Origin of the sequence: Paracoccus sp. S1E-3 (genome assembly GCF_013868135.1) — a bacterium.
Classification (GTDB): domain Bacteria; phylum Pseudomonadota; class Alphaproteobacteria; order Rhodobacterales; family Rhodobacteraceae; genus Paracoccus.
In genome coordinates this window covers 18,502-30,899 of sequence record NZ_JACEMU010000014.1, presented here as the reverse complement: position 1 = coordinate 30,899, position 12,398 = coordinate 18,502, and the positions used below count along the sequence as shown (strand labels likewise).

Genomic DNA, 12,398 nt, shown 5'->3' with positions numbered 1-12,398 from the left:
TCACTCGGCCGCGAATTTCAGGAAGCCACGCTGACCCTGCGCCCGGTTCGGGGCAAAGCCGTTCCGCGCCAGCGTCTCATCGGCCGAGCCGTAGAACTCGCCCAGACGGTAGATGCGGCGGGCCTCCTGACCGCTGGCGATGCCGCGCCCGAACTCATGCGAGATGCGGACCAGCTGCTCGATCTGTTCCACCGTGCCCATCTTGGCCGAGCGGTCCTGACGCCAGATATTGTCCTCGATCCCGCAGCGGACATGCAGCCCCATGGCCATGGCCATCATGTTCAGGGGCAGCACGTTCAGCATCGAGGATTCCAGCGTCAGCACCGCCCCATCGGGCACCGCGCGGACGAAATTCGCGAGGTTGTAGATATTCGGCGCATCGAACCCGCCGCCGATGGCGACCCAGGTCAGGATCAGGGGCACATTGGCGGTGCCCTTGCGCATCATCCGCTCGACCGTTTCCAGCTGGCTGATCGAGGCAAGCTGGAAATGCGTCTGGATGCCGCTGTTCGACAGGCGGCGGATATGTTCCTCGACCCATTCGGGGCCGGCGGGCACGGTCATCTCGCGATAGGCGCGATACAGTGCCGGTTCGGCAATCGAGGTGCCGGCGATATCGGCCTCGCACATCTGCTCGACGATGTTCATCTGGCTGGTATTGATGGCGATGGTGACCTGATCGGGGATCGGCAGCAGGTCGGCCAGCATGTGACGGGTGTCATCGCTCAGCCATTTGGCCTCGGCCCCCTCGCCTTCCGGCGCGAAGGAGATCGAGCCGCCGACCTGCAGGATCATGTCCGGCACGGCGGTGCGCAGGCGGTCCAGAAACTCGTTGAACATCGACAGGCGTTTCGAGCCCTTGCCGTCCTCCTCGCGCACATGCAGGTGCAGCACGGTGGCGCCGGCATTGTAGCAATCGACCGCCTTCTGCACATGCTGCTGCATGGTCAGCGGAATATCCTCGGGGAAATCCGCGATCTCCCATTCCGGCCCATAGGGGGCGGCGGTGATGACCAGCTTTTCCTGGTTTTCGGGAAACAGCGATCCGTCCATGAAATTCATGGTGTCTTCCTTTCGTGGTTGGTTGGTCGTCTTAAGGGGGGCTGGCTGCCTGAAAGGTGGCTGGCCTAGTAAGTGGCGTCGCCCATGATGCCTGCACGTTCCATCTTGCGGTGGCAGGGCGGGTAATCCATCACGGCGTAATGCTGGGTCGAACGGTTGTCCCAGAAGGCCACGCTGCCCGGCTGCCAGCGCCAGCGGACCTGATATTCCGGCGCCTGCGCCTGGGCGATCAGATAGTGCAGCAACTGGCTGGCGCCCGGCGCGTAATCCTGCCCGAAGCGCACATTCGCATCGGTGTGGTAATTGGTGAAATGCGTGGTGAAGGCATTCACATACAGGATCTTTTCGCCGGTTTCCGGGTGGGTGCGGACCACCGGGTGCTCGGCATCGGGGAACTGCGCCCTCAGCGCCAGCCGCTTTTCGAGGGGCATGGCGGCGCCGAAGCTGGCCTCGATGCTGTGACGCGCGCGCAGGCCCGCGATGCGGGTCTTGATGTCCTCGGGCAGGCGTTCATAGGCCAGCACCATGTTGGCCCACATGGTATCGCCGCCGACCTCGGGGCATTCGACGCAATGCAGCACGCAGCCCATCGGCGGGATTTCGCGCCAGCTGGCATCCGAGTGCCAGGCGTTTTCGTAACGGTCATTCGGCGTGTCGGGGGTCTTGTAGATGCGCACCAGACCCGGATGATCGGGATCGCTGCCGGCGACGGGGTGATCCTCCAGCGCGCCGAAATGGCGGGCGAAGGCGATGTGATCGCTGCGAGACAGGTCCTGATCGCGAAAGAACAGCACCTTGTGGCTGAGCAGCAGGTCGCGGATAGCTTCGCGCAGGGCCGCATCCTGCGCGGCCGCACCCAGCTGGACGCCCGAAAGCTCCGCCCCGATGGCGCAGGTCAGCGGTTTGACCTGGACATTGCGGATGATCGCGGCGGCCGCGATCTGATTGGCCGTGGTAATGCCATCCCGAACATGGTTCATGCCTTCCTCCTCCTGAGCGGCGCCGATCTCCTCATCGGCGCTGCGCATGAACGGGTTTACGGCAGCGAATCGGGTCCCGCCCCACCCTCGCAGAGGGGGGGCAGAGGGGGCGTCAGCCCTCGGGCGGCAGGAAACCCATCAGCCGCGCGCGGCCAACCACATGCTTGCGCGATCCGGCATTCAGCTTGGAAAACAGGTTCTTCATGTGCCACTTCACGGTATCTTCGTGAATGTTCAGCGCCCGGCCGATTTCCTTGTTCGACAGGCTGCGGGCCAGCAGTTCGATGATCTCCGCCTCTTTCGGGGTCAGCACGCCGGAGCGGACGGCATCGGCAGGGCTGGCATCGGGCAGCGCGGTGGGTTTGGGCGCCGGGGTGGCGGGCACCGGCTCGGCAACCTTCTGGTCGCGCTGATCCAGCCGGCGCACCCAATCGCCCAGAAGCGGATGGGCATCGGTCAGCACACGGTGCAACCGGTAAGCCTGCGCCAGCCCGCGCGCTTCCTCCAGCATGGCGGAAGCGCCGGGATCGCCCAGCCGCTCGCGCACCAGCGCCAGCATCCCCATCAGCTCGATCCGCAGCCGGTCCTTTCGGGTGTCGCGCGCCAGATCCAGCGCCGCCTGCAAGGGCGCGATCGCGTCGCGCCATTCGCGCGCGGCCACGGCGACATGCCCGCGCGCGATCTGGTGCTGCTGGCGCACAGCCGCCTGCCACAGCGGGCCGTCCGGCACATCCCCCTCCAGCAGCGTTTCGATCCGGTCCAGCAGATCGGCGCAGGTCACGGCGCGGAAGCTGCGCGCATGCAGGTGAATCTGTTCCGTCAGCGCCACCACCCGCAGGCGCGGCAGGTTGCGCCGTTGCGCGATGGCATGCAGCGCCTCCAGCAGTTGCAGGGCGCGGTGTTCGTCTCCTTCGGCGAGCGCCGCGCGGGCCAGCGTGCGATAGCCGAGTTGCAGGGCCTCGGGCATCCCGCTTTGTTCCAGCACGTCCAGCCGGTTCGCCAGCGTGATGACGGCCTGATCCGGCTGGTCCTGTTCCCATTGCGTCGTCGCCAGCAGCGCCGCCAGAATGGTCGAGAAGGGATGCCGCCGCCCCAGTTCCACATCCGACTGGACCGAAGCGGGGCGCAGGATGACCTCGGCCAGTCCGACCTGCCCCTCCCACAGATAGCTGAGACCGACAATGCCGTCATTCAGCCGCTGCAGGAAGGCGGGCGGGCGAAAGCCGGGCGGCATCGCACCGTGCTGGTGCAGCCGCGCATGGGCCGGACGCCCGGCGATGAAATCGCGATAGGCCGAGCGGTTGGCATGGACCTGCAACAGCATCGGATCACGCAACGGCGGATCGGCCCCCCAGCGGTCATACAGCGCCGCAAGTTGGTCGGGCAGGTCGGCAAAGATCGCCGCAGCCCCAAGGATCAGGTCGCATTCGCAATCCAGTTCCGGGTCGATCGCACCTTGCGCGCGGATGCGGTCGATCAGCCGGCCTGCCTCCTGATGGTGCTCGCCCAGCGCCAGACACCAGGCGCCAGCGACCAGCAGTTGCGGGCGCGCATCAAGCTGCTCGCGCGGCATCATGTCGAGCCAGGGCATCGCCTCGGTCAGGCGCCCCTTGCGCATCACTGTGTCATATAGCTTGCGCTCGGCCAGGTCGCAGGCCCAGTCGATGTCGCCGGCGGCAAGGGCGTGATGTGCGGCCTGCGCCGATAGGTCGTGTTCGGCCAGCCAGCGCGCCGCGTTGCGATGCAGTTGCCTGCGCTCCGTCTCGGGCAGATCGTCGAAGCGCTTGCGCAATTCGCCACGCACCAGCGCATGCAGCCGCAGCCAATCCCCGCCTTCCAGCGCAATCACCAGCGAGGTCTGCGCGGCCAGCCGCCGCAGCCGGTCTGCCGCGCCCCCATCGCCGGTCATGGCGGCGGCGAGTTCCGGCGTCATCACCTCCAGCATCGACAGCTGGCTCAGCAGGCAATCATCGGCCGGGTCCAGATCGCCAAGAAGGCGCGACAGCAGCTGGCTGCGCTCGACCCCGCCGCGATCCAGCAGCGATTTGGCAGCCAGCGCGGCATCCGGTCCGCGTTGCAGCAAGGATAGCACCAGCTGGATTCCCAGCGGCCAGCCCTCGGTCAGGTCGTGTAGCCTGGCGGCGGTTTCGTGGTCCAGCGCCGGACTGGTCCGATCACGCAGGATGGCGACGGTTTCGTCCAGGGTGAAACCGGTATCGGCGGCGGTCAGCATCTCGCATTGACCGAATGGCGCCAGATCCGTGGCGCTGCCGGGCTGATCGCTGCGCAGCGCCACGAAGGCCCGCAGGTTGACCGGCAGGTTGCGCAGCAGATATTCCACCGCCCCGCGCGACGGGCCGGGCAGCTTTTCCGCCTCGTCGATGATGACGACGGTTTCGACCGCCGCTTCGGCGACGGCGGCCAGCCAGCAGGTCAGCGCGCCAAGGCTGTCCTCAGGTGCAGAATCCAGCGCTTCGAGGATCGTGTGGCCAAAGTTGGGCCGGCAGGCGGCGGTGCGAAAGGCATGGGTCAGGGCCAGGATCAGCCGTGCGGGCGTGTCGTCGGCGCGCGCCGACAGCCACAGCACCACCCGCCCGTGCCGCAGCGCCTCGCGCCGCCATTGGCACAGGATCGCAGTCTTTGCATAGCCCGGCGGGGCATGCAGCAGCAACACGGAGGCATTACGCAGACGCCCCTCGGCCAGCCCCAACTGGGGCCGGTCCAGCAGGCGCTGCGGCTCTCGCGGCGGAGTGGTCGCCAGAACGATCCCGGCCGAGATGACGATGTCGTTCGATCCCTGTGGTGGTTGGCCCTGATCCAAACCCTGGTCCTCGCGATGCGCCGGAAAGGCGCTCCTGCCGCGACAATCTTACACAGTTCCGGCCAGTCCGCGAGGGCCGGACGACCGACCGGGCGCCGGCGCCACATCCAGACGTCGCCGCCGGCGCCGTCGAAACTGAGGTCGATCCCGGCGGGGTGGGGCAACTGCCGGAGCGCGCCCTGAAGGTCGACGGTCGTCGGAAAGGCGAAGGCCTGATCGCCTGCAAGCTGAGCGGGGCCCTGGACCTCGTCTCGTTCCGGGATTTGCCGAAGGCCGAGGCAACGACCTGACGCACAGGGCCGGCGGGATCACCCCGACCAGAATCGGGTTTTGTGCTTGCCACGCCGGGCGGCCGACCGCGGGTTCAGGGAAATACCAGCTTCGGACGCTGCAGTTGCGTATCGTTCAGGCGCCCCGAAATCAACGGGCCGGGGCCGGTGAGGCCTGCGCCAAAGGGCCGGGCTGGAACGCCCAATGCCGGGACAGCGCGAAGGTCAGCAATGCCGCCACCGCGGTCGAGACCAGCAAAGCCACCGACGGATGGCGCGGCAGCCGCTGCAGCAGCAGGAACAGGACGGTTTCATTGGTCACGAAACCAAGCCCCGACACGATCAGAAACCGGCGGAACGCCAGACCGACGGCTGCCCCGTGACCGGCGAAGGAAAACCGGTGATGCCCCCAGAAGCTGACCATGAAGGCGCTCGCGAAGGCGAGCGCATTGCCGATCAGCGGCGGGGTGCCGGCGCGGATCAGCAGAAGCGCCACCACCAGATGGGTCAGCGTCGCCGCCCCGCCTGTCAGGGCAAAGCGCAGGCCCGCGCCTAACACTCGGCCTCGGCTGGAATGGTGACATTCTCGGCGATCAGATAACCGGGGCGCCCCTTCACCTCGTTGAAGACCCGCGCCAGATACTCGCCCAGCACCCCGATCGAGACCAGCTGGATGCCGCTGAAAAAGAAGATGGCCACCGCCAGCGTCGACCAGCCGGCGATGTCATGGCCAAAGATCATCGTGCGGACGGCCAGAAACAGCCCGTACAGGATCGACAGACTGGCCAGCACCATGCCGATTCCGGTCCACATGCGCAGCGGCCAGTCGGTAAAGGCGGTCAGCCCGGTCATGCCCAGATGCAGAAGCCGCGCGAAGTTGAATTTGCTGTTGCCGCCGCCGCGCGGCGCCAGTTCGACCGGGATCGCGAGGGACCGGAAGCCGACCCAGGCATAGAGCCCCTTCATGAAGCGGTTGCTTTCCGGCAGCGCGCACAGCGCGTCGACGACCTTGCGATCCATCAGGCGGAAATCGCGGGCGCCGGCGGGGATCTGCACCTCGCTGCCAGTGTTCAGGAACCTGTAGAAGGCGGCGGTGAAGCGGCGCTTCAGCCAGCTTTCATCATCGCGATGGGCGCGGACGGCATAGACGATCTCATAGCCTTCGCGATATTTCTCCAGCATGGTGTCGATGTAATGCAGCGGTTCCTGCAGATCAGCGTCCAGGATCACCACGGCGCGACCGGTGCTGTGGCGCAGCCCCGCCATGATCGCCTGTTCCTTGCCGAAATTGCGCGACAGGCGCAGCAGACGGACCGGCAGCTCCCAATGGCCGCCCTGAATGATGGCGACCGTGTCATCGGCGCTGCCATCGTCGATGACCAGAATCTCGGAACGCGCGGCCAGTTCCTGTGCCTTGCGCGCGACACGGCGCAGGGTCTCGGCGATGGTGTCGGCCTCGTTATAGGCCGGGATCACGAAGGAAAGATCGGGCGGCGTCAGGCCCAGAGCCGTCTTGCGCGTCAGAATATCCACCGTATCCAGCGAGATTTCGCCCATCTTGCTCATCAGTTCATCTCACTTTTGCCTGGCCCCAAAAACAGGACGTGACGGCCATAGGCGCCGAGGTTTTGTAGCCCCAACCCTTCGGCCCGGGGGGCCATGTCGGGCGACACAGAGAACGCCGCCGGGGCACCCGCCGCCATCTGCGCAAAGTTTTCCGCGCTGATCGTCTTTGCCCTGCCGCGCGAATAGAACTCGGCCGAGAAGCTGCGCCTGCCCACGGTGTAAAGCGGCGCGCCCGGCAGGGCGGTTTCGGCTGCCGCGACCAGCCCCTTGTCGGATTTCAGCCGGATCTGGGCGGGCGCGAACACCGCCATGCCCGCAAGGGCCGTGAACAGCGTCAGCACGACCAGCGATGCCGCGACAAAGCCCACGCCAAGCAGGCGTCCCGGCGCGGTCCCGAACACGTCCGTCGCCAGAACCACCATCAGGATCACCGCCGCCGGCAGGCCGGGCAGCACATAAGCCGCGAGGATGTTCGACGCCGGCGTGAACAGCAGCAGCGGCGACAGCGCCCAGAGCAGCAGATACAGCCGCCAGCCCGCGCGGTCCCCCCGGAAGGCGCCGAAGGTGCTGCGGACGCGCGACAGAAGCAGCAGGGGCACGACGCTCCATGGCAGGGCGGCGATCAGCCACCAGATCCAGATCATGCCCTTCGGCTGCGCGTGCCCGGTGCCGTAAAGATCGCCCTGCCAGCCCGGCACCAGAAAGCGCTGCACATGCTCGCCGATCAGGAAATACCGCAGAAAGCCGGGCGTGGCGATTTCAGCCACCGTATACCACGGCACGACCAGCACCAGCAGCAGCGCCGCCCCGCCCAGCCATGGCAGGCGCTTCAGCAAGCGCCAGTTCCAGGTCAGGACCAGCCACAAAAGGACGGGGATACCACACAGGATCGTCGCAACCGGCCCTTTGGCCAGCAGCCCGATGGCAAGACCCACGACCATCGCATAGCCCCAGGTCCGGCTGTTCGCGGCCCCGTGCACGGCGTTCCAGAACCCCACCATCACAAGGGTCGTGCCCAGCACCATCGGCATATCGGTCATCACGAAGGCCGAAGCGCCGAAGAACATTGCCGTGATCGCCAAGGCAACCGTCGCCACCAGCGCGCTGTTGCGTCCCACCAGATCGCGCATCCACAGCCAGACCAGCGCCAGAACCGCCAGCGCGGTCAGCAGGATCGGCAGGCGCGCGGCGGCCTCGTTCACGCCGAAAAGCTGCATCCCGGCGGCCGACAGCCACGTATGCAGCGGCGGCTTGCCCCAGAAGGGCACGCCATAGTCGAATTGCGGGGTCAGCCAATTGCCGGTCTCGACCATCTTGCGGGCGATCTCGGCATAGCGGGCCTCGGTGGTGTCGGTGAAGGGCACGGTGAACACGGCCCAAAGCCGCAGCAGCACAAAGGCCGCGGCAATGGCGATCAGCACCGCCCTGGCGCGCGCGCCCAGAATCAGGTCGCGCGCCGCCGGATACAGGCTGCGGGATGGCACCGAAGATGCCGCGCCTTGCGGGCCCAGATAGGCTTCGCTTGATGCCATTCGATACAGTCCTGCCCGGTCGTTTCTGGTTGACGTCATCGCCCAGCTATCCGGCAGGACCTCTCGGCACCGTTGCCGGGACTATACCAATCCGTAATCTTTCAATATCTTGACCCGAGGCGGCGTCGGGCTATCACAGCCGCGGGCATAACCGGGCAGGACAGGGCATATGCGCGTTCTTGTGGTCGAGGACCATGCGGAAACGGCGGAATACATCACATCCAGCCTGCGGGCGCAGGGCCATGCGGTCGATCACTGCGCCAACGGCCGGGACGGGTTTCTGCACGCCCTGGACAATGATTACGATGTCATGGTCTTTGACCGGATGCTGCCGGGGCTGGACGGGCTGACGCTGATCAAATCGGTGCGCGGCGCAGGCGTGGAAACGCCGATCCTGTTCCTCAGCGCGATGGACGGCATCGACGACCGGGTCGAGGGGCTGGAAGCGGGATCGGACGACTATCTGGTCAAGCCCTTCTCGTTTCAGGAACTGTCCGCCCGGCTTGCCGCCCTGACCCGGCGGCCGCCGCTGAAAACCGAGGAAACCGTGCTGCAGGTGGCTGATCTGGAAATGAACCTGATCCGCCGCACCGTGACGCGCGGCGGCGTGCCGCTTGATCTTCAGCCGCGCGAATTCAGCCTGCTGGAATATCTGATGCGCAATGCCGGCCGGGTGCTGACGCGCACGATGCTGCTGGAATCGGTCTGGGATTTCCACTTCGACCCCAAGACCAACGTGGTCGAGACCCATATCTCGCGCCTGCGCAACAAGGTGGACAAGCCCTTCGCGACCGAACTGATCCATACCGTTCGTGGCGCCGGATACAGCCTGCATGGCTGACATGGCCGCCGTCATGCGGTTCCTGCGCTCCACCTCGGTGCGGCTGTCGCTGCGCTTTGCGGCGCTTTATTCCATCGTCACCGCGCTGATCTTCGGCCTGACCTATCACTTTGCCGACCGCGAGATTACCGAATGGGTGGCTCAGCAACTGGCCGACGACGCCGCGGGCTTTGCGGCGCTCTATGAACATGAGGGGCCGGACGCAACGCTGCAGAAGCTGAACGGCTATCCCGGCTTCAACTTCGAGGATTATCGCATCTATCTTCTGCAGGATGCCAAGGGGACCGTTCTGGCCGGCAATGTGGCCGGCATCGATTGGCAGGGCGGCAGCGGCTATGTTCCGCTGGATCATGTGCGCGCCCTGCACCCCCGCGACGATGACGTGGCGGGATATCTGCTGCACACGGTCCAGCTTGGTCCGAACAGGCTGACCCTCGGCACCAGCACCTATTTCCTCGAGGAACTGCGCGAAGTTCTGGAACGCGGTCTGGCCGTTGGCTTCATCCTGCTGCTGCTGGCCGGGCTGGTCGCGGGCGTCATCGTCGGCCGCAAGACCGAACGGCGCCTGGCCGAAATCTCGGGCACGCTGAAATCGGTCGCGCTGGGACAGCTGGAGGCGCGCGTCCCGGCCGCCGGCCACGAAGCCGATGACCTCGCCCGCGTTGCCACGGAAATCAACCGCACCATCAACCAGTTGCAGCATATGGTCGAAAGCCAGAAGCAGATTTCGGCCGATATCGCCCATGATCTGCGCACGCCGATGCAACGGCTGCGTCAACGGCTGGACGCCATCGCCCAATCCGGTCAATTGTCCCCCCAGTCCGAGGACGAGCTTGCCGGCGCGATCGAGGTGGTCGACGACCTGATCGACACCTTCCACGGCCTGCTGCGGATCGCGGAAATCGAATCGGGGCGGCGGCGCGAGCGCTTTACCGACATCGCACTTGCCCCCCTGCTGGCGCGGCTGGAGGATGCCTATGGTCCGGTGGCCGAAGAAAATGGGCAGACCCTGCGCCTGACGATAACCGACGGCGACGCCACCGTTCATGGCGATCAACAGTTGCTGACGCAGATGATCGCCAATCTGATGGAAAACGCCATGCGCCACAGCCCGAGCGGCACCGGCATCGCGGTTACGCTGTCCCGCGAGCCGGGTGGCGTGTTGGTCAAAGTGGCGGATAACGGCCCCGGCATCCCCGCCGGTGAACGCGAAAAGGTGCTGCGCCGGTTCTACCGGCTGGAAAAAAGCCGCACCACGCCGGGCAACGGGCTGGGCCTGAGTCTGGTCAAGGCGATCGCCGACCTGCATGGCGCGACGGTCACGCTGGCGGATAACGCGCCGGGATTGCGCATCGCCATCAGGTTCGCGGCCTGAGCCGGCGACCGTCACCGGCGATCTCACATCAGATGTGCGACATTCGGGGCGGGCAGGAAGCGCCAGTTGCGGCGGGGACCGGCCATGACATTCAGGTAATACATCTCGAATCCGGGGGGCGCGCCGCAGGGATGATGGCCGCGGGGCACGCAGACCACATCGCCGTCATGGACGGTCATGGTCTCGTTCAACGTCAGATCATCGGTATAGACGCGCTGGATGCCGAAGCCATTGCCGGGGTTCAGGCGGTGATAATAGGTTTCCTCCAGATAGGTGATGCGGGGAAAGTCGTCCTCATCGTGGCGGTGGCTGGGATAGCTGGACCAGTGGCCGGCGGGGGTGAAGACCTCGGTCACCAGAAGCGAGTCGCAGAAATCCTCGTTCTCCATGGCGATGTTGTTGATATATCGTGTATTTGTGCCTTCTCCGCGGGCGGTCAGGGTGATCCCCTCAGGGCCGATCCGGCGTGCCGGGTGGCCCCCCCTGCCCGGCGCGGAACAGACAGCGATGGTGCAATCGGTGCTTACCGTCGCTTGCCAGTGGCTGCCATCGGGAAGATACAGGCAATGCGGCGGGGTCTTTTCAAAGACATCCATCCGCTGGCCCAATTCGCCCCAGTCCTGTCCGGCAGCGTTGATCCGCGCCTTGCCCTCGATCATGACCAGAATGACCTCGTTCCCGCCTGTCGTCTCGGCCACGCTCTCGCCCGCCCGCAGCCGGTAAAGCGAAAAGCCGACATAGCGCCAGCCGGCATCGGCGGGGTTAATCTGATGGACCTTGCCATGGCTGCCGAAGGGCTTCTTCAGAAGATGGCTCATGCATCGTCCTTTCTGTTGTCGGTCTTCTGGCCTGCGGGCGGCTTGGGATCGAAGGCGATGAAGAACTGGTGCCCCGCGTAAATCCCGAGCGCCCCGAACAATATGCCCCAGAAGGGCGCGCCGCTGGCGAACTCGAACCCGGCCCAGCCGAGGCAGGCCGCCACGATGGCGGTCCTCAGCCAGAGCGGGCGGTAGACCTCTTGCTGCAGGTCGAACAGCTTCATGCCGCCTGCCCCCCGTCCAGCCCGGCCTCGGCCGCCGCCGCCTTCAACGCCTTCAGGCCCATGGACTGATACTGCAGCGGATCGCGCAGCACCGGGTCCTGCTCGGCCTCAATCACCAGCCAGCCGTCAAAGCCAGCCTTCGCCAGAATCTGCAGCAGAGGGACGAAGTCGATCGCCCCCTCCGGGTCGCCCGGCACGGTGAAGGCCCCGGCCAGCACGCCCTGCAGGAAGGACAGATTCTCCGCCCGGACCCGCGCGGTGACCGAAGGCCGGATATTCTTGGCATGGAAATGGGCCACGCGGGTGGCGTGCTTCGCCAGCACCTCCACCGGATCGCCGCCCCCGAACGCGCAATGGCCGGCATCGAACAGCAGATGCGTGGCCGGTCCGGTCGCGGCCATGAAGGCGTCGATATCTGCGGGACTTTCGATCACGGTGCCCATGTGGTGATGATAGGCCAGCGTCATGCCCTCGGTCGCCAGATAGGCCGCGAAAGCCTCGATCTTCGCGCCAAAGGCGGCCATTTCGTCGGCGTTCAGCCGCGGCCGGTCGTTCACCGGCACATCAGCACGGCCATGCACCGTGTTCGAGCATTCGCAGACTATGCAGACCTCGCAGCCATTGGCCTTCAGCTTGGTCAGATGCGGTTGCACGGCCGCGATCTCGTCCTCGACCGAGCGGGTCAGCAATGCGGTCGAATACCAGCCCGAGATGAAGCGGAGCCCATGGCGCCCCAGCAGTTCACGCAGCGCCTGCGGGTCGTCCGGCCAGCGATGGCCGTTCTCGATCCCGTCAAAGCCGATCAGCGTTCCGGCCTCGTGCAGGATCTGTTCGGTCGGGATATGGGCGCCGATGGACGGGTCGTCATCATTGGCCCAGGCGATGGGATTGGTGCCGTAAAAGATCATGA

At 65.8% G+C, this 12,398-nt stretch carries 11 protein-coding genes; 2 read left to right on the top strand and 9 right to left on the bottom strand.

Features of this window, described 5'->3' with window-relative positions; translation table 11 throughout:
* The 6 genes from H1S04_RS13400 to H1S04_RS13375 form a co-directional block, all read right to left on the bottom strand.
* The gene (locus H1S04_RS13400) at positions 1-1,062 is read right to left on the bottom strand and encodes a 3-keto-5-aminohexanoate cleavage protein (RefSeq protein ID WP_181746049.1); all 1,062 of its coding nucleotides are present in this window, start codon (positions 1,060-1,062) and stop codon (positions 1-3) included.
* A 65-nt stretch (positions 1,063-1,127) separates the two neighbouring features.
* Positions 1,128-2,090 (bottom strand): TauD/TfdA family dioxygenase, encoded by a 963-nt coding sequence (locus H1S04_RS13395; protein WP_220185237.1) that lies wholly within the window; start codon positions 2,088-2,090, stop codon positions 1,128-1,130.
* 64 nt (positions 2,091-2,154) lie between these two features.
* On the bottom strand, positions 2,155-4,863 hold the full coding sequence (locus H1S04_RS13390; RefSeq protein ID WP_181746048.1) for a LuxR C-terminal-related transcriptional regulator: 2,709 nt from the start codon (positions 4,861-4,863) through the stop codon (positions 2,155-2,157).
* A gap of 420 nt (positions 4,864-5,283) precedes the next feature.
* The gene (locus H1S04_RS13385; RefSeq protein ID WP_181746047.1) at positions 5,284-5,691 is read right to left on the bottom strand and encodes a GtrA family protein; all 408 of its coding nucleotides are present in this window, start codon (positions 5,689-5,691) and stop codon (positions 5,284-5,286) included.
* Positions 5,685-6,698 (bottom strand): glycosyltransferase family 2 protein, encoded by a 1,014-nt coding sequence (locus H1S04_RS13380; RefSeq protein ID WP_255435616.1) that lies wholly within the window; start codon positions 6,696-6,698, stop codon positions 5,685-5,687. The genes H1S04_RS13385 and H1S04_RS13380 overlap by 7 nt, the downstream gene beginning before the upstream one ends.
* The gene (locus H1S04_RS13375) at positions 6,698-8,230 is read right to left on the bottom strand and encodes a glycosyltransferase family 39 protein (RefSeq protein WP_181746046.1); all 1,533 of its coding nucleotides are present in this window, start codon (positions 8,228-8,230) and stop codon (positions 6,698-6,700) included. The genes H1S04_RS13380 and H1S04_RS13375 overlap by 1 nt, the downstream gene beginning before the upstream one ends.
* A gap of 169 nt (positions 8,231-8,399) precedes the next feature.
* Between H1S04_RS13375 and H1S04_RS13370 the strand changes: the two genes are divergently transcribed.
* Both H1S04_RS13370 and H1S04_RS13365 read left to right on the top strand, forming a co-directional pair.
* On the top strand, positions 8,400-9,071 hold the full coding sequence (locus H1S04_RS13370; RefSeq protein WP_181746045.1) for a response regulator transcription factor: 672 nt from the start codon (positions 8,400-8,402) through the stop codon (positions 9,069-9,071).
* Positions 9,064-10,446, top strand: coding sequence for a HAMP domain-containing sensor histidine kinase (locus tag H1S04_RS13365; RefSeq protein ID WP_255435615.1), 1,383 nt, complete (start codon positions 9,064-9,066; stop codon positions 10,444-10,446). The genes H1S04_RS13370 and H1S04_RS13365 overlap by 8 nt, the downstream gene beginning before the upstream one ends.
* Before the next feature lie 23 nt (positions 10,447-10,469).
* Here the strand turns inward: H1S04_RS13365 and iolB are convergent, their stop codons facing one another.
* Genes iolB through iolE form a run of 3 tightly spaced genes read right to left on the bottom strand, consistent with a single transcriptional unit; the run spans position 10,470 to position 12,396 of the window.
* Entirely contained in the window at positions 10,470-11,264 is a 795-nt protein-coding gene (gene iolB, locus H1S04_RS13360; protein WP_181746044.1) for a 5-deoxy-glucuronate isomerase, read from the bottom strand.
* Positions 11,261-11,488, bottom strand: a complete 228-nt coding sequence (locus H1S04_RS13355) for a hypothetical protein (protein WP_181746043.1) — start codon at positions 11,486-11,488, stop codon at positions 11,261-11,263. Before H1S04_RS13355 ends, iolB begins: the two co-directional genes overlap by 4 nt.
* A complete protein-coding gene (iolE, locus tag H1S04_RS13350) occupies positions 11,485-12,396 on the bottom strand; it encodes a myo-inosose-2 dehydratase (RefSeq protein ID WP_181746042.1) in 912 nt (303 codons plus the stop codon). The genes H1S04_RS13355 and iolE overlap by 4 nt, the downstream gene beginning before the upstream one ends.
* Between the last annotated feature and the right edge of the window lie 2 nt (positions 12,397-12,398).

Excerpts from the sequence above, each read along its gene's own strand:
- H1S04_RS13400 (WP_181746049.1), bottom strand. The coding sequence starts at position 1,062 with ATGAATTTCATGGACGGATCGCTGTTTCCCGAAAACCAGGAAAAGCTG.
- H1S04_RS13395 (WP_220185237.1), bottom strand. The coding sequence starts at position 2,090 with ATGCGCAGCGCCGATGAGGAGATCGGCGCCGCTCAGGAGGAGGAAGGC.
- H1S04_RS13380 (WP_255435616.1), bottom strand. The coding sequence starts at position 6,698 with ATGAGCAAGATGGGCGAAATCTCGCTGGATACGGTGGATATTCTGACG.
- H1S04_RS13375 (WP_181746046.1), bottom strand. The coding sequence starts at position 8,230 with ATGGCATCAAGCGAAGCCTATCTGGGCCCGCAAGGCGCGGCATCTTCG.
- H1S04_RS13370 (WP_181746045.1), top strand. The coding sequence starts at position 8,400 with ATGCGCGTTCTTGTGGTCGAGGACCATGCGGAAACGGCGGAATACATC.
- H1S04_RS13365 (WP_255435615.1), top strand. The coding sequence starts at position 9,064 with ATGGCTGACATGGCCGCCGTCATGCGGTTCCTGCGCTCCACCTCGGTG.
- iolB (WP_181746044.1), bottom strand. The coding sequence starts at position 11,264 with ATGAGCCATCTTCTGAAGAAGCCCTTCGGCAGCCATGGCAAGGTCCAT.
- H1S04_RS13355 (WP_181746043.1), bottom strand. The coding sequence starts at position 11,488 with ATGAAGCTGTTCGACCTGCAGCAAGAGGTCTACCGCCCGCTCTGGCTG.
- iolE (WP_181746042.1), bottom strand. The coding sequence starts at position 12,396 with ATGATCTTTTACGGCACCAATCCCATCGCCTGGGCCAATGATGACGAC.